This is a genomic window from Rathayibacter sp. AY1B7, from assembly GCF_002932735.1.
Taxonomy (GTDB): domain Bacteria; phylum Actinomycetota; class Actinomycetes; order Actinomycetales; family Microbacteriaceae; genus Rathayibacter.
The window spans coordinates 12421-33009 of the sequence record NZ_PSWK01000002.1 but is presented as its reverse complement, the minus strand read 5'-3'; the positions used below and the strand labels follow the sequence as shown (position 1 = coordinate 33009).

The window sequence follows — 20589 nt, the reverse complement described above, 5'->3', positions numbered from 1 at the left end:
TGGCTGGACGCGGGCGCGCGGCGCAGGGTCCGACCGCGCGCCCGGTCGGGCCGCGGTGATGTGTCGCTCCGGCGCTGTGAGCGCTGTCGGGAGCGGGTGGAGGTGTGCGGGACGGGGCCGGGCGGGGCCGCTCTCAGCGGGCGGTGCCGTCCGTGCGGCGCGCTCTCGCGCACCGACCGTCCCGTACATCCTGCCAGCGTTCCCTGGGTCGCGGGTCCAGGAGGCGGGATCCGGGCCTCGCAGGCGCTCAGGCGCGCGCGTCCTCGACCTCTCGCCGACCCACCGCGTCCTGGCGGCTGCGGAGGAGCTGGCGGCCTGGCGCGCGTGACGGGCGCCGTTCGATGGCTTTACTGCGCTTCACTCGATCTGGATAAAGCACAGTAAGACTCCTGAACCGGCCCGTATGGATGCCGTCGACAATCCCTACACGCCGAACGCGGGAGCGCGACCGGAGATCCTCATCGGCAGAGACGAGCAGACCCAGGCGTTCCGCACCCTGCTGACGCGCCTGTGACGGGGCCGCACGAACCAGTCGATGATCATCACGGGGCTGCGGGGCGTCGGAAAGACATTCCTTCTCAACAGCTTCCGGACGATCGCCCAGGAGGAGAACGGGGAAGTGATCGAGTTCGAGGCGGTCAAGCACGACGAGGGCCGGTTCCGCCAGGTGCTGGCATCCCAGCTCAAGGCGGCACTCCTCCGCCTGTCTCCCCGCGCGAGATGGACCGACCGCGGGAGGCACGCCGCCGCGGTCTTGAGCGCCTTCGCGGTGTCTGTCGGAGCGGACGGCAAGTGGTCCATCGGATGGGATGTACCGCTGGCAGAAGGAGTGGCCGATCATCGGGATCTCGGACTGGACCTGACGGACGTCCTCGTCGCCGTGGGTGAAGCGGCGGCCGAGCAGGGCGAGGGGATCGTCCTGCTCATCGACGAGGTCCAGTTCCTCGACTCACCGCAGCTCGAAGCGCTCATCCAAGCCATCCACAAGACCGTGCAGCGGAGCCTCCCCGTCACGTTCGTCGGTGCCGGTCTTCCGCAGATCGCCGAGCTGGTCGGCGATGCGAGATCGTACGCCGAGCGGCTCTTCACCTTTCCGCGGATCGACTCGCTCGATCACGACGAAGCGGTAGCGGCTCTCCGAGAGCCGGCAGCGGCCGAGGGCGCGGTCTACGACGACGACGCTGTTGAGCTCGCAGTCGAGATCACGAGCGGATACCCCTCTTTCATCCAGGAACGGGGCTACCAGGTCTGGACGGTGGCTGAGAACGATCGCATCCACCGGGAGGACGTCGAATTGGCGAGGGAGGCCTAGGAGGCGAAGCTGGACAGCTCCTTCTTCCGCGTGCGACTCGATCGGGCGAGTCCACTTCAGACCGCGTACATGCGAGCCATGGCGGAGCTCGGACCAGAGCCCCAGAAAGCGGGCGACGTCGCGGCGCTTCTGGAGCGCGCGTCCACTCAGCTCGGATCGGTCCGCGCGGAGCTGATCGGGATATGGCTCCTGTTCACTCCCGAGCACGGGTACGCCGCGTTCACTGTTCCGGACTTCGACCGGTTCATGAAGCGTGCAGTCCCCGTCTTGGAGGTGCCTCCCGTCGTGAGCCGGGGAGCCCGTCGAGCACCCGCCACCGAGGTCTGAGCCAGGCCGCACCCGTTCACGGCCGCCCGGCGTCAGGACTCGTCGGCCTCGAAGCGCAGGGACCGGTCGGCCACCGGCAGCCCGGAGTCGCGCACGGCGGCCTCGATCGCGGCGTGCCCGCCGTCGGGCGCGACGATCCGCAGGCCGTCCTCGGTCGCCCAGTAGGCGGTGACGCCGTGCTCCTCGACGAGGGTCGTGAGCAGCGCGGCGGTCCGCTCCTGCTCGCCGGGACCGACGGTGATCGCGGCCCAGGGACCGGAGATCTCGACCGGGGCGCCCCGCTCCGCGCCCGCAGCGTCCCGCAGGTCCTCCGCCGCCCGGACGATCGGGAGCAGCGCGGGCAGCCCGCCGGAGACGTCCTCGAAGGAGTCGAGGGCGAAGGCCCCCTCGCGGAGCGACGCGTGCAGCTCCAGGCCGCGGCCGAGGCCGTCGATCCGCTCGAGCAGGGCCGACGCGTCGACAGCGGGAGCGGGGCACGCGGCGGTCGGCTCCTCCGCGCCCGCGAAGGAGAGGGTGTTCCCGCCTGCGGACGTCGCCCGGAACGACCACAGCACCGGATCCGCGTACTCGGTCGCACAGGCCGTCGCGAGGGCGTCGGCGAGCGCCGGCTCCTCGACCGCGACCCCGACCCACGAGGTCGGCGGGCCGAACGCCGGCGCCTCGACCCAGCGCTCGGCGCCGTCGAGGGAGACTCCGGGCACCGCGGCGACCTCGCTCGTCAGACGGTCGAAGCCGGCGTCGGGCCGTGCGAACGGCGTCTCGTCGATCGTCCAGACGAGGAGCGTCAGCCCGCCGGCGGCGAGGGCCGCGGCGAGGACGCCGGCGACGGGGAGGAGGAGGCGACGGGACACGCCCCCATCCTCGCTCCCCTCCTCCGCGGCGTCACGTGGACATCGGGTGAACGGACAGTGCGCCGGCGTCGACGGCTCCCGCCTCGATCGAGCGCATCATCCGCGTGTTCACGGGCGACGGGTGGATCGAGTCGACCCGGACGCCGGCGCCCGCGACCTCGAGGGCCGCGCTCCTGGTGAGCCCGGCGACCCCGTGCGTCGAGGCGACGGAGGGGCTGAGGCCCGGGGCGCCGTCGAGACCGGCGACGGAGGAGGTGGTGATCACGCTGCCCCGCCCCTGCTCGATCATCCGCGGCAGCACGGAGCGGAGCCGGTGCCGGCCCGCTCCCAGCACGCTGGGCGGCCGCCGGCCGCCTGCCACGGGAGTCGACCTCCGCGGGGGGCAGGGGCTACAGGCGCAGTCCCGAGACGAGCGCGAGGAGCCCGTCCATCGACTCGACGACGAGGGGCGGGAGGTCGCCGCGCTCGGCGACGAAGGCGATCGGGGTGGTCGCGACGACGTGCCCGGCGAGCTCGCCGTCGACGTGCACGACGAGGAGGCCCGCCCCCTCGACCTCGGGGGTGCCTACCACGACCTCCCGCTCGCCGAGGAAGCCGGTGCGCGGTTCCCTCCGGGCGGTGCGGATCCACGCGGGCAGCGGCTCCTCGGCGACGTACCTCGCAAGGGCGTCCTCGAGCGACGGGCAGGTCACGTCCTCCTGCGGCAGCCCGAGGCGGTGCGCCTCGAAGCCGCCGTCGACCGGCGTGATGAAGCCGAGCACGGCCTCCGGCTCCCGCGGGTCCTCGGTGCGGGCGCGGACCCGCCAGCCGTCGTCGCCGACCGGGTCGAGCTCCACGTCGTCGACGGTCGCGGGCAGTGCTGTGCGGATCACGGGTGGTCCTTCCTCGAGGGACCGTCCAGTCCACCGGACGGCGGAGGGCGCGTCACCGGGGTTGACGACGGTCGCACCACCCGCATCGGGCACGCCCGCTCCGGACGCGTCCGACTGCTCCCGCTCCGGCACAAGGCCCAGCGCGCGGGCCGCCGTCTCCGCTTGACTGGGGGCGACGCGCCGACCCTCGGCGCACCCGGGAGGCGACATGGCGAACCACCGTTTCGAGCTGCGGTCCGGCCGCGGGATGGGCGTCTCGGCGGCGGGCGATCCCGTCGCCGACCGGCTGGTGGTGTTCTGCCACCCCACTCCCGGAGCCGGCGGCTTCGACCCCGACCCCACTGTCACCGGCCCGTGGGGCCTGCACCTGCTGATCCTCGACCGCCCCGGCTACGGCGCCTCGGACCCGGTCGACGCCGCTCACGGCCGCGTCGAGGACCGCGCGGACGACCTCGCCGAGTACCTGCGCCGCTCCGAGCGCACCGCCCGCATGGTCGAGGGCGCCCGCTTCGGCAGCGTCGGCGTGGTCGGCTGGGGCTCCGGCGGCGCGTTCGCGCTCTCGCTCGCGGCCCGGCACCCCGACCTCGTGGACCGCCTCGCGCTGGTCGGCACCCCCGCGCCCCCGCAGGCCGGCGTGATCGTGCACCCCACCAGCGCGTGGGAGCGGCGCGAGACCCTCCGCGGAGAGGACGCCGACGCGATCGCCGCCGCCCTCCCGCAGACGCAGCCGGGCCTGGACGCGCTCGGGATCGACTCCGACGACCCGGTGCTCGCCACCCACGGCGGACTGCGCAACCGGCTGGAGCGGATGCTCGCCGAGGGCTGGCGGCAGGGCTCGAGCGGCGCCGCGACCGACCTCGCGGCGCTCCGCGACGGCTCCTGGGCCGACGACCTCGACCGGGTGACCGCCGAGACGCTCCTGGTCCACGGCGACGCGGACCCGGTGGCGAGCGCCGAGGACGGCCGCTGGTACCGCGGCCGCCTCGCGCGGGCGCGCACCGTGACGGTCGACGGGGCCGGCCGGCTGGCGCTGGTGCGCGAGTGGCGCCGGATCCTCGACCACGTCGCTCCGCTCGAGCGCGGGGCGGAGGGCCGATGAGCCGCCTGGGCGCGGGCCCGCTCGTGCTCGTGTCGGCGATGGCGGTCTCGGGAGTCGTGCACCTGGTGCACCCGCGGACCTTCGACGCGGTCGTCCCGCGAGGGATGCCCGGCTCGGCGCGCGGATGGGTCCTCGTCTCGGGAGCGGCGGAGCTGGTCTGCGCGGCCGCGACGCTGCACCCGCGGACCCGCGCGGCCGGCGGTCTCGCCTCCGCCGCCCTGATGGCCGCCGTCCTCCCCGGCAACGTGCAGATGGCGCGGGACGCCCGTCGGCCTCGGACCCGGGTGATCACGCTGCTGCGCCTCCCGCTCCAGATCCCGCTCGTGCTCTGGGGTCTTCAGGCGGCACGCAGCCGCTGACGCAAGCCCGCGCGTGCGCGGATCGCCCGCTGCTACCGTCCAGGCATGACCGACCAGAGCGCGGACGACCGCCACGACCAGCTGACCAGCGCCCCGAAGGCGACGGAGGCCGACGCGGCCCCGCGCATCGAGGTCTCCACCACCGAGGCCGGCGACACCCGCATCGACATCCGCGAGGACGCCGCCGTGCGACCGGGCCGTGTCGACGAGAACGGCGACGAGCTCGACGAGAGCCGCGACGATGCCTGAGCGCCGCCGTGCCGCGCTCGTCTACAACCCCGTCAAGGTCGACCTGGAGTCGGTGAAGGCCGCTGTGAAGCGCGCCGAGGAGGCCGCCGGCTGGGAGGAGACGCTCTGGTACGAGACCTCCGTCGAGGACCCCGGGGCCGGTCAGACGAAGGAGGCCCTCGCCGCGGGCGCCGACGTCGTGATCGCGGCCGGAGGCGACGGGACGGTCCGCGTCGTGGCGGAGGCCCTCCGCGGCTCCGACGCCTCGCTCGCGCTGCTGCCCTCCGGCACCGGCAACCTGCTCGCCCGCAACCTGAACCTCACGCTCGACGACATCGACAACTCCCTGACCGTCGCGTTCTCCGGACAGGACCGGGCGATCGACGTCGGGATGATCGACATCGAGACCTCCACGGGCCGCGACCGCCACGCCTACGTCGTGATGGCGGGCCTCGGGATCGACGCGAAGATGCTCGCCAACACCGACGACGACCTCAAGAAGCGGGCCGGCTGGCTCGCCTACGTGGACGCGCTGCGGAAGGCCCTGCTCGACAAGAACCAGCTCGAGTTCCGCTACCGCCTCGACGGCTCGAAGACCCGCAAGGTGCGCGCGCACACGATCATCGTGGGCAACTGCGGCGCCCTGCCGGCGAACATCCTCCTGCTGCCGGACGCGGCCGTCGACGACGGCGAGTTCGACATCGTCCTGCTGCGCCCCGAGGGCTTCTTCGGCTGGGTGCAGATCATCTTCAAGGTGGTGTGGGAGAACGGCGTGCTCCGCCGCAGCGGCGTCGTCGGAAAGAAGCTGATGGGCCTGACCAAGGAGGTGTCGGCCCTGCGGTACGTGAAGGGCCGCGACCTCACGGTCCGCCTCGAGCACGCGCAGGAGATCGAGCTCGACGGCGATCCGTTCGGCTCGACCTCGGCGTTCCGCACCTGGATCGAGCCCGGCGGGCTGACGGTGCGCGTCCCGGCGTAGCGCCGGCGGCGGCCGGGCGGATCCGCCCGGTCCGCCTCCCGCCGGGAGAGAGGATCGTCATCCCTCCCGGCGGAGGCGTCTGCTCCGAGCAGGGCGGTGCAGTGCGGCTTCGGGTACCGCACCCCATGCACCTGCATGAACACGGCGACTGTAGTGCGGAATCCGTCGCCGCCGCAACGATCCGCGGGGCTCCGGCGGCTCGAATGGGTAATTCCACCGTGCGATGCTCCGTGACCGCGACGGATTCCGCAGCTGACTCGCCCCGCCAGGAACGTGATCGCCCGTCCGTCGATCGACGGGGCTTCTCCTCGGCACGGTGCCGACACGCGCACGAAACGCCCGCCCGCTAGCGTGCGGACATGACATTCCGTGCGTCAGCCGCGCTCAGCGCGCTCGTGGCCTCCTCCCTCCTCCTCGCACCCGCCGCCATCGCCTCCCCCGCCGCCCGCGCGGGCGCCGTCGACGGGGGCACCAGCGCCGGCGATCCCTACTTCCCCGGCCTCGGCAGCAGCGGCTTCGACGCCCTCACCTACAGCCTCGTCCTGAAGTACGATCCGACGACCCGGGCCCTCGGCGGCAGGGCCGTGGTCACCCTCGCGCCCCAGAAGGACCTGCGCTCGCTCTCCTTCGACCTGACCGGCCTCACCGTCTCGAAGGTCACCGTCAACGCCGGGGTCGCCCGGTTCTCGCAGTCGGGGGACGAGCTGACCGTCACGCCCGCCCGGACCCTCCGGAAGGGCCTGCCCGCGCTGGTGAGCATCGACTACGCCGGGACCACCGGGAACCCCGTCGACGGCACCGGGGCCCCCTTCGGCTGGTGGTCGACGGACGACGGCGCCCTGGTCGCCAGCGAGCCGGACGGCGCCTCGACCTGGTACCCCGTCAACGACTCGCCCGCCGACAAGGCGCGCTACACCTTCAGCATCACGGTCCCGGAGGGCCGGACGGTGGTCGCGAACGGCCTGCCGGTCGGCTCCCCCACCACGTCGAAGGGGTGGACGACCTCGCGCTGGGTCGAGACCAGCCCGATGGCGAGCTACCTCGCCATGGTGAACATCGGCGACTACGACCTGGTCCGCTCCACCCAGGGCGGCGTGACGACCATCGACGCGATCGACCGGGACATCACCGGCGACACCCGCGCCCGCACCGAGGCGGCGCTCGCGAAGCAGGGCGCGATCATCGACTACTTCTCCTCCGTCTTCGGCCCGTACCCGTTCCGCTCGGCCGGAGCCGTGGTCGACGACGAGCGGATCGGCTACGCCCTCGAGACCCAGGGCCGCTCGTTCTACTCCGGCGGCGCGGACGAGTCGACCGTCGCGCACGAGACCGCGCACCAGTGGTACGGCGACAGCGTCACGCCGGAGACCTGGTCCGACATCTGGCTGAACGAGGGCTTCGCGACCTACGCCGAGTGGCTCTGGGAGGAGCACACCGGCGGCGCGAGCGTCACCGAGTCCGCCGCCCGGGTCGCCGCCGCTCCCGCCGACGACCCGTTCTGGTCGACCGCCGTCGCCGACCCCGGAGCTGGGGGCCTCTTCGACGCGCCCGTCTACGCCCGCGGCGGCCTGACCCTCGTCGCCCTCCGCGACCGGATCGGCGCGGACGCGTTCGGCGTGCTGCTGAAGCGCTGGGCCTCCGACAACCGCTACTCGAACGCGACGACCGCCGACTTCCAGGCCCTGGCCGAGAACGTCTCCGGCTCCGACCTCGCGAACTTCTTCGACACCTGGCTGCGCACGCCGGAGAAGCCCGCCGGTCTCTGACCCCCGGATCGCCGCGGCGCGGCCGGGGTGTCAAGGAGGGACGGCAGGTCGGCCCGAGCCGATACCGTCCCTCCATGGGCTTCTTCGACCGCAACGACTCCTCGACCAGCGCCGCAGCGCCGCAGCCGAGCGCACCCGATCCGCAGCGGCGGGTCTGGAGCGACGGCCTCGGCCGGTTCGCCACCCGCTGCCTCCAGGTGGTCATCGTCCTCCTGCTGGCCTCGGTGCTCGTCTTCGCGATGACGCAGCTCACGCTGGTGCTCATCCCCGTGATGATCGCGCTCATCCTCGCCGCGGCGATCCACCCGGTCCTGGCGTGGATGCGGCGCAAGGGCGTGCCGTCGATCCTCGCGACCTGGCTGGCGCTGATCGGGCTGCTCGCGATCCTCGGCGCGGTCGGCTGGCTGATCACGGTCGCGGTCCGCAACCAGTGGGACGAGCTGGTCAGCAGCGCCTCCGACGGCATCACCTCGCTGCAGGACTACGTGCAGCACCTGCCGTTCCAGATCACCGACGAGCAGATCGAGTCCGCCCGCCAGTCGGTCGTCGACTTCCTCACCTCCAGCTCGTTCGGCAACGGCGCGCTCGCGGGCGTCTCCGCGGCGGCGAACTTCATCACCGGCCTCGTGCTGATGATCGTGGTGCTGTTCTTCTTCATGAAGGACGGCCCGAAGATCTGGGAGTTCCTCCTGCGCCCCTTCACCGGCTCGGGCTACGAGCGCGCCAAGCGCGTCGGGCACAAGACGGTCGACGTGCTGGGCGGCTACGTCCGCGGAACGGCGACCGTCGCGGCGGTCGACGCGATCGGCATCGGCGTCGCGCTGGCGATCATCCAGGTGCCGCTGGCGATCCCGCTGGCCGTCATCGTCTTCCTCACCGCGTTCATCCCGATCGTCGGAGCCACGGCCGCCGGCATCCTCGCCGCTCTCGTCGCCCTGGTCGCCAACGGCCCGGTCGCCGCGCTGATCGTGATCCTGGTCGTCATCGGGGTCAACCAGCTCGAGGGCAACTTCCTCCAGCCGGTCGTGATGGCGCGCTCGCTGAAGCTGCACCCGCTGATCGTCCTGATCGCCCTGACCGTGGGCACCGTCCTCGCCGGCATCGTCGGCGCCGTGCTGGCCGTGCCGATCGCGGCCGTCGTCTGGGGCATCGTCTCGATCTGGAACGGGCCCTCCGACCCCGCCGAGCCCGCGCGGCAGAAGCGCGCCGAGACGGTCTAGGCCCCCGGGACCGTCGAGCGCGGGCCTAGCGCTCGACGATCCCGTCGCGCAGCGCCTGCCGGCGGAGCGAGATCTTCGTGCCGACGGCCAGCCCCTCCGCCCGGTACTTGCCCCGGGCGCTGCGCAGCGAGCTCCGTGCGGCGTCCTGGGTGATGCCGAGGAGCGTGGCGACCTGCTTCAGCGGCATCCCGTCGACGAAGAGGCGGACGATCTCCCGCTCGCGGTGCGTCAGGGTGCCCGGGCGGTCGGCCCCGAGCAGTTCCCGCGTCTGCGCCGTCAGGAAGCGCTCGTCGCGCGCCGCCGCTCGGATCGCCGCGAGGATCGTCTCGGTCCGCTCGCTCTTGACCACGTAGCCGTGCGCCCCGGCCTCGAGCGCCCGGTTGATCGTCCCCGGCTCGGAGTGCGTGCTGATGATGATCGTGGCGGCGCCGGCGGCCGCGATGATCCGGATCTTCATGGCGAGGTCGAGCTCGTCGCCGAGGTCGATGTCGAGCAGCACCACGTCGGTCGGGAAGGCCGGGTGCGCGAGCAGGTCCGTCCAGGTGCCGGCCGTCGCCGCCACGCGGATGTCCGTGCCCGAGCGGCGGATCCACTCCGCCAGCGCCGCCAGCAGGATCGGGTGGTCGTCGAGGATGGCCAGCGTGATCGCGGGCTCGTCGCTCATGTCGTCGTCCTCCTCCGGGGCCGGTGGGCGACGAGGATCCTCGTCGCGCCGTGGTCGGTCGTCGTGCGGTGCTCGCCGAGCTCGCTGAGGATGCCCCAGACCGAGCGGTCGAGGTCGCGGGCGCGGATGCCCGCGGCGACCAGGGCGAGCTCCACCCCGCCGCCCTGGCCCGGCTCCAGGCGGACGGCGAGCGGAGTCCTCCCCGCGGGGGCGGTGAGCAGCCAGAGCACCGAGAGCAGCCGCGAGCGGTCGAGCGGGGCCAGCAGCGCCGCAGCCCCGCTCGGATCGTCGATCGCGACAGCGGAGGACAGCAGCGCCGACTCCTCCACCGCGATCCTCAGCCAGGTGCGGTCGTGGCTGCGGGCGAGCGCCTCGCGGAGCTCGTCTCCGAGCACCCGCGCCCGCTCGCCCAGCTCCTCGTCCAGCGGCACCGGCGTCCGGACCCGTTCGAGGAGCTCCTCGATGCGGGCGTCCACCTGCGAGAACTCGTCGTCCGCGGCGTGGACGGTGCCGTCGGCCAGGCTGCGGTCGAGCGTGCGCCGCACGTACTGGTCGAGCGCGGTCAGCACGACGACGCACACGGCCGCGGGCGCGACGGCGAGGAGGACGTTGCTCACCGCGAGGGCGGCGCCTCCGTCGCCGAGGAGCGCCTGGCCGACGAGGCCGAGCGCCGTGAGCCCGACCAGGACCGCCAGAGCGAGGAACGAGCGCGAGAGCGGCTGGAAGGTGATCAGCGCGATCACGCCCGCGCCCACTCCCACGCAGACCGACGGGTAGTACATCGGAGCCGGTGTCGGCAGGGCGTGGTCGGCGAACTCGAGCAGCAGCGCGGCCACGTCCACAGCGAGGACGCCCGCGAAGGCCCGGCGCGGCAGCTCGCCGTGGCGGCGGAGGGCGATCGAGACCCCCACCGCGCTCGCGGCGACGACCAGCAGCCAGGAGAGTCCGCTCAGCCAGGTCGCGGACCGCGCGTCGAGGGACCAGAGGTACGAGATCACTCCGCGGATGTCGAGCAGCACCGCCATCGTGAGGAAGCCCAGCCCGAGGTAGCTCCCGCTCAGGCGGTTCGGCCGGGTGAGGCGCTCGCGGATGCTCCACAGCGCGCCCGGGCTCCTGTCCGCCGCCCGGACCAGCTCCAGGAGCGTCCCCTCCTCCTGCCGCGACCCGCTCACAGCGGCACGCTCAGCAGCACGGTCGCGCCGGACCCGGGCGCCGAGAAGACCCGGACCGCGCCGCCCACCGCCTCGATCCGGCCGACGACCGACTCCGCGAGGCCGAGGCGTCCGGCCGCCACCGCGGCCGGGTCGAAACCGCGCCCCTCGTCCGAGACGACGACGCGGAGCGTGCCCGCCTCCTCCGCCACGCTCACGTGGGCCAGGTCCGCTCCGGAGTGGCGCCGCACGTTCTCGAGGCACTCCCCTGTCGCGCGCACCATGGCGTCGAGCACCTCCGGTCGGATCCGCGGCTGCGCACCGCCGTGCCAGCGCACCTCCACGCCCACCGCCGCCGACCGCCGACCGAGCGCGAGGAGCGCCTCCGGCACCCCGGCCGCCCCGTCCGGGTCCGGCTCCTCCACCGTCTCCAGGCCGCGCAGGAGGGCCAGGTCGGCGGCGGCCCGGTCGCGCAGCACGGGAGCGGGCACGCCCTCCCCCCGGTGCGCCACCAGCGTCAGCGTCGCCAGGATCGTGTCGTGCATCAGCCGCGCGTCGGCGCGGTGCCGGGACTCGCTCTCGCTCGAGCGGCGCTCGGCGTCGTGGGCGGTCCGGAGGCGGGCGGTGCCGACGTGCGCACGCGCGACGCAGCCCGCGAGCCACCGCGCGGCGGTCAGGAGCAGCGCCCAGCAGACGACGACCGAGATCAGGACGAAGGGAGCGCGCCCGGACGCGCCCGTCGCCGCCGCGCCGAGGGCGAGGACCGGGAGCAGCGCGAGGACCGCGGCCCACGGCATGCCCCGCCAGGAGCCGACGGCGAGCAGCGCGCACGGCAGCGCCATCGAGGCGAGCATCGTGATCCCGCCCAGAACGGCGCGGAGGGAGGCGTCGACGCCCGGCGAGAGGAAGGCGGCGAGTGCCGCGACGTCCAGCGCGGATCCCAGGATCACGGCCCTCGTCCCGGTCGCGACCGATCGGCCGGGCGCGAGCTGCACGAGCGCCGAGACGACCAGTAGCGCCAGGCTCGGCAGCACCGTGGTCAGCTGCGCGGGCGTCAGGGCGAGCAGGTGCAGCGCGGAGGCGGCGGTCAGCACCCCGCCCGCACGCCGGGCGCAGAGCACGCCGACCTCGCACTGCTCGCGCAGCAGCACCGCGGCGTCGGCGGGCCGGGGAGGCAGGGGCACGGTGACCTCGGGAGGACGGGCTCCGGGCTCGTTCCGGGGCGACGGTGGCGGGGAGGCTGTGGCGGGGAGGCTGTGGCGGGGAGGCTGTGGCGGGGATCGGCGGCGGGGAACGGCGCGATCCGAGTCGTATCGTGGCACACCGCGACCCGCCCGGACAGCGGTTCCGGCCGCCTCGCGCACGCGGATCGGCGCGCCGTCTGACGCCGGCGGTCGCGCTCGGGGGCCGTGATCCCGTAGAGTCGAGACATCTCCTGGGCGATCGCCCGAATTCCACGGCTGAGAAGTCGCACGACGACGAAGAGACTCAGCCCCTGATAGAGACCGCACCGACCGAGAGCATCGTCCTCGGTCGTCCGGTTCGAACGCCCGCCTCGCACGCGGGTAACGCCCTTCACAGGACGCCGCGGAAGCCGCGCCGTTCCTCGTTCGACCCCCGCTCCACCGGCTCGACCGGTCCGCGGGACGTTCTCCCCCGCAGAGCCGCCCTCCCCCGGAGGCGCGAGCTCAGCCCCTAGACGACCCGGACGACTCCGGCAGACGCGTGTTTCACCCGCGGAGGCCGAGTCGAGCGGGTACCGCACACTCGTGCGGACTCTGACGACGCCGGCCTCGGTCGGCGTCATTAACACATAAGGAAAAGAAATGCCTACTGGCACCGTTAAGTGGTTCAACTCCGAAAAGGGCTTCGGCTTCATCGCTCCCGACGACGGAGGCGCCGACGTGTTCGCGCACTTCTCCGCCATCGCGAAGCAGGGCTACCGCGAGCTCGTCGAGAACCAGCACGTCGAGTACGACGTCGAGCAGGGCCGCAAGGGCCCGCAGGCCGCGAACATCCGCGGCGTCGGCGAGTAATCTCCGACTTCCGACGCCCCGTCGACCAGGATCCCCGGATCCGGTCGGCGGGGCGTCCGTCGTTGACGGGGTGATCCCGCCCCCGGCCGGCGGAGGCGAAACCCGTGTCCCCCCTCCGGGCCGCAGGATCGGTATCCTCTCCGTGGCGGCTCCCGAGCTCACGGAGCCCGCGACGCCGTCCGGGACTCCGGCGCGTCGGCACCACTTCACGGCGGAGACAATGGGACGACTGATCTACGGACCGCAATCACTCGAGATCGACTTCGAGGACCGGCTCCTCGCGCACCTCAAGGTCGCGATGTTCACCAAGATGCGGCGGAACGAGTCGTTCAGCCTCTCCTGGAGCGAACCGGAGTCGTCCGGCTACGGCCGCAGCTCCGTCTGGGTGCACCCGACGACTCCGCTGCACTTCCGGTTCCACGGCAGCAAGCGGCCGTCGCTGAACCGCCTGTGGATCGAGCAGTTCATCGCGAGCGCGAACAACACCGGCGAGATGACCGTGGTGCCGGAGCCGGCCGAGGGCTCCTGACCCGCGACGCTCCTCAGACCACGAGCGGCCGGGCCGTGTGCACGAGCTCCTCGTGCGGCAGGGCCCGGAGGCGCTCGGCGATCTCGGCACGGGCGCCTGCGTCGACCGACGCCCGGGCGTGCTCCTGCGGCCGCAGCGGCGTGAGAGTGACCAGGTCGGCGTGACCGGTCGCCAGGTCGAGCCGCTCGGGCAGGCCGGGGCTGCGCAGGCCCAGGAGGACACCGACGGTGCCCTGCTCATCGGTCCAGGCGGGCGGCGCCGCGACGTTCGCGAGCCGCGCCGTGTCGAGGGAGCTGCGACAGCACACCCCCTGGAGGGCGGCCCGTCGGGCGGCCTCGTACAGCAGGCGGAAGTGCCAGTGGTTCCAGAGCTCGGCGGTGGGGACGCCGCGGACGGCGGACGTCTCGAGGCACAGCTCGAGGCCGAGACCGGTGCCGGGATGCGCGAGCCGGTCGAAGGGATCGCTCAGCCCGTCGGTAGCGAGCACCACGGAGGCGCCGCGGTCGACGCGCAGGAACGCACGGTGATCGGTGGGCCAGCGCGCGCCGCCGCGGACGCCCGGGTCCTCGGTCGAGACGACGACGGTGCGATCGAGCGCACCCACTCCGCGCCAGGCGTCGGCCCGGTCCTCCGCCACCGCCTCGGCCAGCGCCCGCCTCTCGTCCTCGGTCCATCGGACCTCACGAGTGCGGTTCAGGAACAACGACATGGGACTCCCCGTCCGCGCGACCGGCGTGCCGCGCTCCCGGAACGCTACGGCGCCCACCCCTGCTCCTCCTCCGAGCAACCGGAACGCCAGCTGTGTTTGTTGCGCGGCGGTCCCCGCCCGCCGCGGCGCGGTCGGCTCCCAGGAGTGGCCGGGCAGGTGGAGCGAGTCGCGACCGGCTACGCCGAAACGCTGGAACGCGTTTCGACGGTTCGCCTCACGGCGGTGTTCACTCCCGCGGCGGTCCCCGCCCGCCGCGGCGCGGTCGGCTCCCAGGAAAGGCCGGGCAGGTGGAGCGTGTCGCGTCCGGCTACGCCGAAACGCTGGAACGCGTTTCGTCGGTTCGCCTCCGGCGGTGGTCGTTACCGCGGCGGTAGCCGGCCGCCACGGAAGACGGCTCAACCCAGGGGGTTGATGCCGTTGGTGCGCCAGCGCTCGTCGGCGAGCTGGCCGGGGGTGCCGGCGCTCGCGTTCTCGCCCAGGGGCTCGCCGCCCTCGACGGCGTCGGCGCCGAGCGCGGTGCCGGCTCCCTCGGCGGTGCTGCCGGGGGGAAGCAGGCCCTCCTCGTCCTCGCGGGGGCCGACCTCGTCCTCGGGGGCGTTCTCGGAGCCGCTCTCGCTCATCGGGTCGTAGCCGTGGTCCGGGTCGCGGCTCTCGTCGGCCGTCGTGTTCTCCTCGACCTCGGCGTCGGCGGGACGGACGTCGTCGGCCTTCTCCGCATCGGTGGAGGGGGTGGCCTCGAAGCCTGCGAACTCGGGGCTGTCGTCTGCGCTCATGGCCGCCACGGTAGCACCGGGCCCGCGGGCACCGGAGGGGGTTCCGCCGGGCGCCCGCGACGCCTCCGCTCAGCGGCCACGCCCTAGGCTCGGGGGGCTGGCACGGACGACGGGAGCGACATGCGACGACTCGGGTACGACAGGTTCGGCGGGCCCGATCTGCTCTCGTGGCGGGAAGCGCCGGTGCCCATGCCGGGTCGCGGCGAGGTCCTGGTGCGCACACGCGCGGCGAGCATCAATGCGACCGACGAGAAGATCCTGTCCGGCTCCGCACGGATCATGGCCGTCGGCCGCTCCCGTCCCTACGGGTTCGGCCTCGACATCGCCGGCACCGTCGAGGCGCTCGGCCCGGGGTCGCACTCGGTCGCGATCGGCGACCGCGTGGTGGGGATGACCCGCGACGGCGACGCCTTCGCCGACGCGTCCATCGCGCGCAGCCGCTCGCTCGTCCCGATGCCCGACTCCCTCGGCTTCGTCGAGGCCGTCACGCTCGCGATGTCGGGCGGCACCGCGGTGGGCCTGGTGGACGCACTGCACGTGCGCGCCGGCGAGCGCGTCCTCGTCAGCGGCGGCTCGGGAGCCATCGGCGATCCGACGATCCAGCTGCTGTTGCGGGCGGGCTGCACGGTCGCGGCCACCGGCTCGGCCGCCTCCGCCGACCTGCTCCGCTCGCTCGGCGCCGAGCCGCACGACTACCGCGCGCTCGACCTCGGGGTGCTGGGCGGCCGCTTCGACGTGGTCGTCGACGTCTCCGGCCACCTGCCGGTCGACGACGCGGCGATCCTCCTGGCCGAGGGCGGGCGCATCGCGACGCTGGTGCCGAGCGGTCCGGCGCTGGTCTCGCAGGCGACGGGCCTCGTCCGCCGCGACCGCCCGCGGGTGCGCAACATGATCGTGGTGGCGACGGCGGAGCGGATCGGGCGCGCGGTCTCGCTCGCCACCTCCGGCGAGCTGCGGCCCCGGCCGGGCGCCGTGCATCCGCTGGGCGACGTCGTCGACGTGCTGTCGCGCCGAGCGACCGGCGCCGACCGCACGATCGGCAAGATCGTCTTCACCGCCGACGACTCGGCTCCGCTGAGCTGACCACCGGCTCCTCCTCCTCGGCCGGTCGGCCGAGCGAGAGCGTGGCCAGGAAGCCGACGGCGAGGAACCCGGCGGCCGCGAAGGCGGCGTAGCGGGTGCCGTCCGAGAACGCCTCGCCCGCCGCCCGGGCCGCGTCGGCGGTGGCCGGTGAGGCGGCCAGCCCGGCGATCGCCGCGCCGGAGGAGTCGACCACCGCGTCGACGGTGCTCGCGACCTGCTCCGCGGGGAGGCCCTGCTGCTCGAGCGAGGTCGAGAGGACCCCCGCGGTCGAGGTGTAGAGGATCGTCCCGAGCACGGCGATGCCCAGCGCCGAGCCGATCTGCCGCGCGGTCGACTGCGTGCCCGAGCCCTGCCCGCTGAGCTCGACGGGCACGTCCCGGAGCACGACCCCGGTCAGCTGCGCCGTCGCGAGGCCGACGCCGAAGCCGTAGACGGCGAGGAACGGGACGAGGGCCCACCACGGGGTGGAGTCGGAGACGACCAGGCCGATGCCCGCGACGCCGACGATCTCGGCCGCGAGACCCACCCGCACGATCAGCACCGGCGCGACCCTGTTGCCGAAGGCGCCGGCGAAGCCCGAGGCGACGAAGGAGCCGAGCGCGAGCGCGAGGAGCACCAGGCCGGTCTGCACGGCCGTGTAGCCGAGGACGCTCTGGAGCCAGATCGGCAGCGCCAGGATGATCCCGAACTCGCCGAGCGAGACGATCATCGCGGTGAGGTTGCCGTTGCGGAACGAGGCGAGGCGGAAGAGCCCGATCGCGAGCATCGCCGAGCGCCCGGCGCGCTCGCGGGCCCGCGCCCAGAGGACGAAGGCGACCCCGGCGAGCACCGCGACGGCGAACGCGATCGGGACCGGCGAGAGACCGAGCGGCCAGCTCCAGCCGCCGACGCTCAGGCGCTCGTCGACGCCCCACCAGCCGAGGGTGCGCCCCTCGATGAGGGCGAACACCAGGGAGGCGGAGGCGATGATCGAGAGCGCGGCGCCGACGAGGTCGACCCTCCGCCCGTCGGGCTGCCGCGACTCGTCGACGAACAGCAGCGCTCCGACCACGATGATCACGCCGAGCGGGATGTTGATGCCGAACGCCCAGCGCCAGGAGAAGTCGGTGGTGAGCCAGCCGCCGAGCAGCGGGCCGACCGCGGTCATGCCGCCGATGGTCGAGCCCCAGACGGCGAAGGCGATGGCGCGCTCGCGCCCGCGGAAGGTGGCGTTGATCAGCGAGAGGGTCGTCGGCAGCACCATCGCTCCTCCGACGCCCTGCACGACCCTGGAGAGGATCAGCAGGTCGCCGGTCGGAGCGAAGGCCGCCGCGACGGAGGAGAGCGCGAAGAGCGAGACGCCGACGATCAGCATGCGGCGCCGGCCCCAGCGGTCGGCGAGGGTGCCGAAGACCAGCAGGAGCGCGGCGAACACGAGCGTGTACGACTCCTGCACCCACTGCACCTGGGTCGAGGTGATCCCGAGATCGGCGACGATCGACGGGATGGCGACGTTGACGATGGTCGAGTCGACGATGATCGTCGCCACTCCGAGGCTGATGACGACCAGCCCGATCCACTTGCGGTTGCGCACGACGCTCTCCTCCGACGATTTAGTAAGCCAGCTGACTATATGCCCGCGGAGGGCGCCGTGTCGAAGGGAGGGCCTGGAAGATTAGCGGGAGGCGGGCGCGGCGACAAGGGCGCGAAGCTCCCGGAGCCGCCCGGTCAGGATGGACGCATGCCCGCATCCCCCCGTTCCTTCCCGTATCCCCTCGGCGTCTCCCTCCGCGGCGACGCCGGCGCCGACGTCGCCGTCTACTCCGAGACCGCGGACAGCGTCGAGGTCTGCCTCTTCGACGAGTCCGGAGCAGAGACCCGCGTCGCCCTCACCGAGCGGACCGGCCACGTCTTCCACGGCCTCGTCCCCGAGATGGGCATCGGCACCCGCTACGGACTGCGCGTCGACGGCCCCTGGGACCCCGCCAACGGCCTCCGCCACAACGCCGCCAAGCTCCTCCTCGACCCGCACGCCACCGCGATCGAGGGCTCGTACACCTGGTCCGAGGACGTCTTCGGCCAGTTCTACGAGGACGCCGACACCCGCAACGACGCCGACTCCGCGCACGCGGTCCCCCGCTGCGTCGTCACCGATCCCGACTCCTTCGACTGGAGCGGCGACACCGCGCCGCGCATCCCGCTCGAGGAGACCGTCGTCTACGAGGTGCACGTGAAGGGCTTCACGAAGCTGCACCCCGACGTGCCCGAGGACATCCGCGGCACCTACCGCGGCCTCGCGCACCCCGCCGCGATCAAGCACTTCACCGACCTGGGCGTGACCTCGGTCGAGCTGCTCCCCGTGCACCAGTTCGTGCAGGACTCGCACCTCGAGGAGAAGGGCCTGCGCAACTACTGGGGCTACAACTCCCTCGGCTTCTTCGCGCCGCACAACGAGTACTCGCACGCCGGGGACGACGGCTCGCAGGTCGACGAGTTCAAGGCCATGGTCAAGGCGTTCCACGAGGCCGGCCTCGAGGTCATCCTCGACGTGGTCTACAACCACACCGCCGAGGGCAACGACAAGGGCCCCACCCTCTCGTTCAAGGGCATCGACAACGGCTCCTACTATCGACTGGTGGAGGAGGACCGCGCGAACTACTTCGACACCACCGGCACCGGCAACAGCCTCAACGTCGCGCACCCGGCCGCGCTCGGCCTGATCATGGACTCGCTGCGCTACTGGGTGACCGAGATGCACATCGACGGCTTCCGCTTCGACCTCGCCACCACCCTCACCCGCCAGACCGGTGAGGCCGAGGTGCACAGCGCCTTCCTCGACCTGATCGCGCAGGACCCGGTGCTCGCGCCCGTCAAGATGATCGCCGAGCCGTGGGACACCGCCGGCTACCAGGTCGGCGGCTTCCCCGCGGACTGGTCGGAGTGGAACGGGAAGTTCCGCGACGACGTGCGCGACTTCTGGAACGGCGCCGACTCGGTGCTCGGCACGACCGCGCAGCGCGTCCTCGGCTCCCCCGACGTGTACGAGGCCGACCGCCGCTCGCCGGTCTCCAGCATCAACTTCGTCACCGCGCACGACGGCTTCACCCTCGCCGACCTCACCGCCTACTCGCGCAAGCACAACGCGGCCAACGGCGAGGACAACAACGACGGCGAGAGCGACAACCGCTCCTCCAACAACGGCGCCGAGGGCCCGACCGAGAACGAGGCGGTCAACGAGCGCCGCGACCGCATGCGCCGCAACTTCCTCGCGACGCTGCTGCTCTCGGCCGGCGTGCCGATGATCCTGGGCGGCGACGAGATCGCCCGCACCCAGGGCGGCAACAACAACGCCTACTGCCAGGACGACGAGATCTCGTGGTTCGACTGGGAGAACGCGGACCGCGAGCTGCTCGCCTTCACCCAGGAGCTGATCGCCCTCCGCGCCGCGGAGCCGGCGCTGCGCCCGAAGTGGTTCCGCCGCGCCCCCGGCGACGGCGGCCCCGACACGGTCGACATCCTCCGCTCCGACGCGCAGGGCTTCGCCGACGAGGACTGGGACAACCCCGACGCCCGCTCGATCACCTTCGTGTTCGAGCACGAGGGCAGCGCGAGCTTCGCCCTGCTGCTGAACGCGGCGGAGAACGGCGTCGAGTTCACCGTTCCCGAGGCGCCCGGCGCCGAGTGGACGCTGGCCGCCTCGAGCGACCCGGAGCAGGTCGTCGAGGGCGAGGTCACCACGCTGATCGTGCGCGACGGCTCGTTCACGCTGCTGCGCTCGGCCTCCTGATGACCGGCCGGACCCCGCGGCTCCTCCGCTTCGGCGGGCGCATCGCGGGGTTCGGCACGTCCTCGGGCACGAGGATCGTGCTGGGCCTCTGGGAGGACACCCCCTTCGGCCCGTTCGCCGACGCGATGGTCGAGGACGGCGACGGCCACCGCCTCCTGATCGCACCGACCCGCGAGGTCGCGGACTTCATCGGGTCGACGTACGCGTTCGACGAGGTGCGGATCGCGCCGGTGTCGTGGCGGAGGATCGCGGGCGGCCTGTCCGTCTCGGCCGGACCGCTCGCGGTGCGACTGGAGCTCGGCGGTCTCACTGCGCTCGGCCGGCTGCTGCGGATCGTTCCGCGACCGCTCGCCGAGCACCCGGCATGGCTGACCGCGATCTCGCCGGTCGCTTCCCTGCTCGTCCGCGGGGTCAGTACGGCCGGGTCGGCCGGGCACGGACGCCGCGAGTACTACGGCGTGCGGGCGATCCGCCGCGTCGAGGGCGTCCACGCGGTGCTGGCGGAGGAGGACCTCGGCCCGTTGCGCCCGCTCTCGCCGCCCGTGCGGTTCGGCTTCTCGTCGGCGCCCGCCGCTCCGGCGATCGTCGACGTCACCACCACCATCGCGCTCCCGCGCGAGGGGACCACCGCGCTCCGGCGCGACCGAGAGAGAGGAGCCGCCTCGTGAAGAAGGGCGACAAGATCAGCTGGAACACCTCGCAGGGCGAGACCCACGGCGAGCTGGTCGAGAAGAAGACGAAGGAGTTCCAGTTCGAGGGGCAGAAGTTCAACGCCTCGGACGACGAGCCCTACTGGATCGTGCAGAGCGACAAGACCGACGCGAAGGCCGCGCACAAGGAGTCGTCGCTGACGAAGAAGTGAGCG

At 73.1% G+C, this 20589-nt stretch carries 22 protein-coding genes and 1 pseudogene; 14 read left to right on the top strand and 9 right to left on the bottom strand.

All coding sequences use genetic code 11. The features are described 5' to 3' along the window. Positions 1 to 529: 529 nt before the first annotated feature. Together C5C95_RS17760 and C5C95_RS17755 are read left to right on the top strand one after the other, a co-directional pair. Positions 530 to 1312 (top strand): annotated as a pseudogene (locus C5C95_RS17760) (ATP-binding protein); the annotation flags it as partial. A 78-nt stretch (positions 1313 to 1390) separates the two neighbouring features. Beyond that, the gene (locus C5C95_RS17755; RefSeq protein ID WP_258068640.1) at positions 1391 to 1639 is read left to right on the top strand and encodes a hypothetical protein; all 249 of its coding nucleotides are present in this window, start codon (positions 1391 to 1393) and stop codon (positions 1637 to 1639) included. Positions 1640 to 1671: 32 nt separating this feature from the next. Here the strand turns inward: C5C95_RS17755 and C5C95_RS01575 are convergent, their stop codons facing one another. Genes C5C95_RS01575 through C5C95_RS01565 form a run of 3 tightly spaced genes read right to left on the bottom strand, consistent with a single transcriptional unit; the run spans position 1672 to position 3362 of the window. Further along, the gene (locus C5C95_RS01575) at positions 1672 to 2490 is read right to left on the bottom strand and encodes a hypothetical protein (protein WP_104323656.1); all 819 of its coding nucleotides are present in this window, start codon (positions 2488 to 2490) and stop codon (positions 1672 to 1674) included. A 31-nt stretch (positions 2491 to 2521) separates the two neighbouring features. Continuing rightward, entirely contained in the window at positions 2522 to 2851 is a 330-nt protein-coding gene (locus C5C95_RS01570) for an SDR family NAD(P)-dependent oxidoreductase (protein ID WP_219814736.1), read from the bottom strand. A 28-nt stretch (positions 2852 to 2879) separates the two neighbouring features. Next, complete coding sequence (locus tag C5C95_RS01565) at positions 2880 to 3362, bottom strand: hypothetical protein (RefSeq protein ID WP_104323655.1); 483 nt, start codon at positions 3360 to 3362, stop codon at positions 2880 to 2882. Positions 3363 to 3570: 208 nt separating this feature from the next. Between C5C95_RS01565 and C5C95_RS01560 the strand changes: the two genes are divergently transcribed. From C5C95_RS01560 to C5C95_RS01535, 6 genes are all read left to right on the top strand, one after another. Then, positions 3571 to 4461: an alpha/beta fold hydrolase gene (locus tag C5C95_RS01560; protein WP_104246947.1), complete on the top strand. Its 891-nt coding sequence runs from the start codon at positions 3571 to 3573 to the stop codon at positions 4459 to 4461. Next, positions 4458 to 4820, top strand: coding sequence for a hypothetical protein (locus tag C5C95_RS01555; protein ID WP_104222929.1), 363 nt, complete (start codon positions 4458 to 4460; stop codon positions 4818 to 4820). Before C5C95_RS01560 ends, C5C95_RS01555 begins: the two co-directional genes overlap by 4 nt. 45 nt (positions 4821 to 4865) lie before the next feature. Next, positions 4866 to 5069 (top strand): multidrug transporter, encoded by a 204-nt coding sequence (locus C5C95_RS01550; protein WP_104222930.1) that lies wholly within the window; start codon positions 4866 to 4868, stop codon positions 5067 to 5069. Next, on the top strand, positions 5062 to 6027 hold the full coding sequence (locus C5C95_RS01545; RefSeq protein WP_104222931.1) for a diacylglycerol kinase family protein: 966 nt from the start codon (positions 5062 to 5064) through the stop codon (positions 6025 to 6027). The genes C5C95_RS01550 and C5C95_RS01545 overlap by 8 nt, the downstream gene beginning before the upstream one ends. A gap of 359 nt (positions 6028 to 6386) precedes the next feature. Continuing rightward, a complete protein-coding gene (locus tag C5C95_RS01540; RefSeq protein WP_104323654.1) occupies positions 6387 to 7793 on the top strand; it encodes a M1 family metallopeptidase in 1407 nt (468 codons plus the stop codon). A gap of 74 nt (positions 7794 to 7867) precedes the next feature. Continuing rightward, the gene (locus tag C5C95_RS01535) at positions 7868 to 9013 is read left to right on the top strand and encodes an AI-2E family transporter (protein WP_104226105.1); all 1146 of its coding nucleotides are present in this window, start codon (positions 7868 to 7870) and stop codon (positions 9011 to 9013) included. Positions 9014 to 9038: 25 nt separating this feature from the next. Here C5C95_RS01535 and C5C95_RS01530 read toward each other — a convergent pair whose 3' ends face one another. From C5C95_RS01530 to C5C95_RS01520, 3 genes are read right to left on the bottom strand one after another with little or no spacing between them, the layout of a single operon-like run. Then, positions 9039 to 9677 (bottom strand): response regulator, encoded by a 639-nt coding sequence (locus tag C5C95_RS01530; protein WP_104287829.1) that lies wholly within the window; start codon positions 9675 to 9677, stop codon positions 9039 to 9041. Then, positions 9674 to 10849, bottom strand: a complete 1176-nt coding sequence (locus C5C95_RS01525; protein ID WP_104323653.1) for a hypothetical protein — start codon at positions 10847 to 10849, stop codon at positions 9674 to 9676. The genes C5C95_RS01530 and C5C95_RS01525 overlap by 4 nt, the downstream gene beginning before the upstream one ends. Continuing rightward, positions 10846 to 12012, bottom strand: a complete 1167-nt coding sequence (locus C5C95_RS01520; RefSeq protein WP_104323652.1) for a sensor histidine kinase — start codon at positions 12010 to 12012, stop codon at positions 10846 to 10848. The genes C5C95_RS01525 and C5C95_RS01520 overlap by 4 nt, the downstream gene beginning before the upstream one ends. A 642-nt stretch (positions 12013 to 12654) precedes the next feature. Between C5C95_RS01520 and C5C95_RS01515 the strand changes: the two genes are divergently transcribed. Beyond that, the gene (locus tag C5C95_RS01515; protein ID WP_055786246.1) at positions 12655 to 12864 is read left to right on the top strand and encodes a cold-shock protein; all 210 of its coding nucleotides are present in this window, start codon (positions 12655 to 12657) and stop codon (positions 12862 to 12864) included. Between the two features lie 220 nt (positions 12865 to 13084). Then, the gene (locus tag C5C95_RS01510; RefSeq protein ID WP_104226101.1) at positions 13085 to 13393 is read left to right on the top strand and encodes a hypothetical protein; all 309 of its coding nucleotides are present in this window, start codon (positions 13085 to 13087) and stop codon (positions 13391 to 13393) included. A gap of 13 nt (positions 13394 to 13406) precedes the next feature. Here the strand turns inward: C5C95_RS01510 and C5C95_RS01505 are convergent, their stop codons facing one another. Together C5C95_RS01505 and C5C95_RS01500 are read right to left on the bottom strand one after the other, a co-directional pair. Then, positions 13407 to 14102, bottom strand: coding sequence for a hypothetical protein (locus C5C95_RS01505; protein WP_104238971.1), 696 nt, complete (start codon positions 14100 to 14102; stop codon positions 13407 to 13409). A gap of 395 nt (positions 14103 to 14497) precedes the next feature. After that, positions 14498 to 14875, bottom strand: coding sequence for a hypothetical protein (locus C5C95_RS01500; RefSeq protein WP_104314845.1), 378 nt, complete (start codon positions 14873 to 14875; stop codon positions 14498 to 14500). A gap of 120 nt (positions 14876 to 14995) precedes the next feature. Here C5C95_RS01500 and C5C95_RS01495 point away from each other — a divergent pair, with 120 nt between their 5' ends. Then, positions 14996 to 15958, top strand: coding sequence for an NADP-dependent oxidoreductase (locus C5C95_RS01495; protein WP_104323651.1), 963 nt, complete (start codon positions 14996 to 14998; stop codon positions 15956 to 15958). Here the strand turns inward: C5C95_RS01495 and C5C95_RS01490 are convergent. Then, complete coding sequence (locus C5C95_RS01490) at positions 15927 to 17531, bottom strand: DHA2 family efflux MFS transporter permease subunit (RefSeq protein WP_104323650.1); 1605 nt, start codon at positions 17529 to 17531, stop codon at positions 15927 to 15929. The genes C5C95_RS01495 and C5C95_RS01490 overlap by 32 nt on opposite strands. Positions 17532 to 17678: 147 nt before the next feature. Between C5C95_RS01490 and glgX the strand changes: the two genes are divergently transcribed. From glgX to C5C95_RS01475, 3 genes are read left to right on the top strand one after another with little or no spacing between them, the layout of a single operon-like run. After that, positions 17679 to 19724, top strand: coding sequence for a glycogen debranching protein GlgX (gene glgX / locus C5C95_RS01485; RefSeq protein ID WP_104308329.1), 2046 nt, complete (start codon positions 17679 to 17681; stop codon positions 19722 to 19724). Further along, a complete protein-coding gene (locus tag C5C95_RS01480; protein ID WP_104308328.1) occupies positions 19724 to 20392 on the top strand; it encodes a hypothetical protein in 669 nt (222 codons plus the stop codon). The genes glgX and C5C95_RS01480 overlap by 1 nt, the downstream gene beginning before the upstream one ends. Further along, positions 20389 to 20586 carry a DUF2945 domain-containing protein gene (locus tag C5C95_RS01475; RefSeq protein WP_056866275.1) on the top strand — a complete coding sequence of 66 codons (198 nt, stop codon included), beginning with the start codon at positions 20389 to 20391 and terminating at the stop codon, positions 20584 to 20586. Before C5C95_RS01480 ends, C5C95_RS01475 begins: the two co-directional genes overlap by 4 nt. The last annotated feature ends 3 nt before the right edge of the window (positions 20587 to 20589 follow it).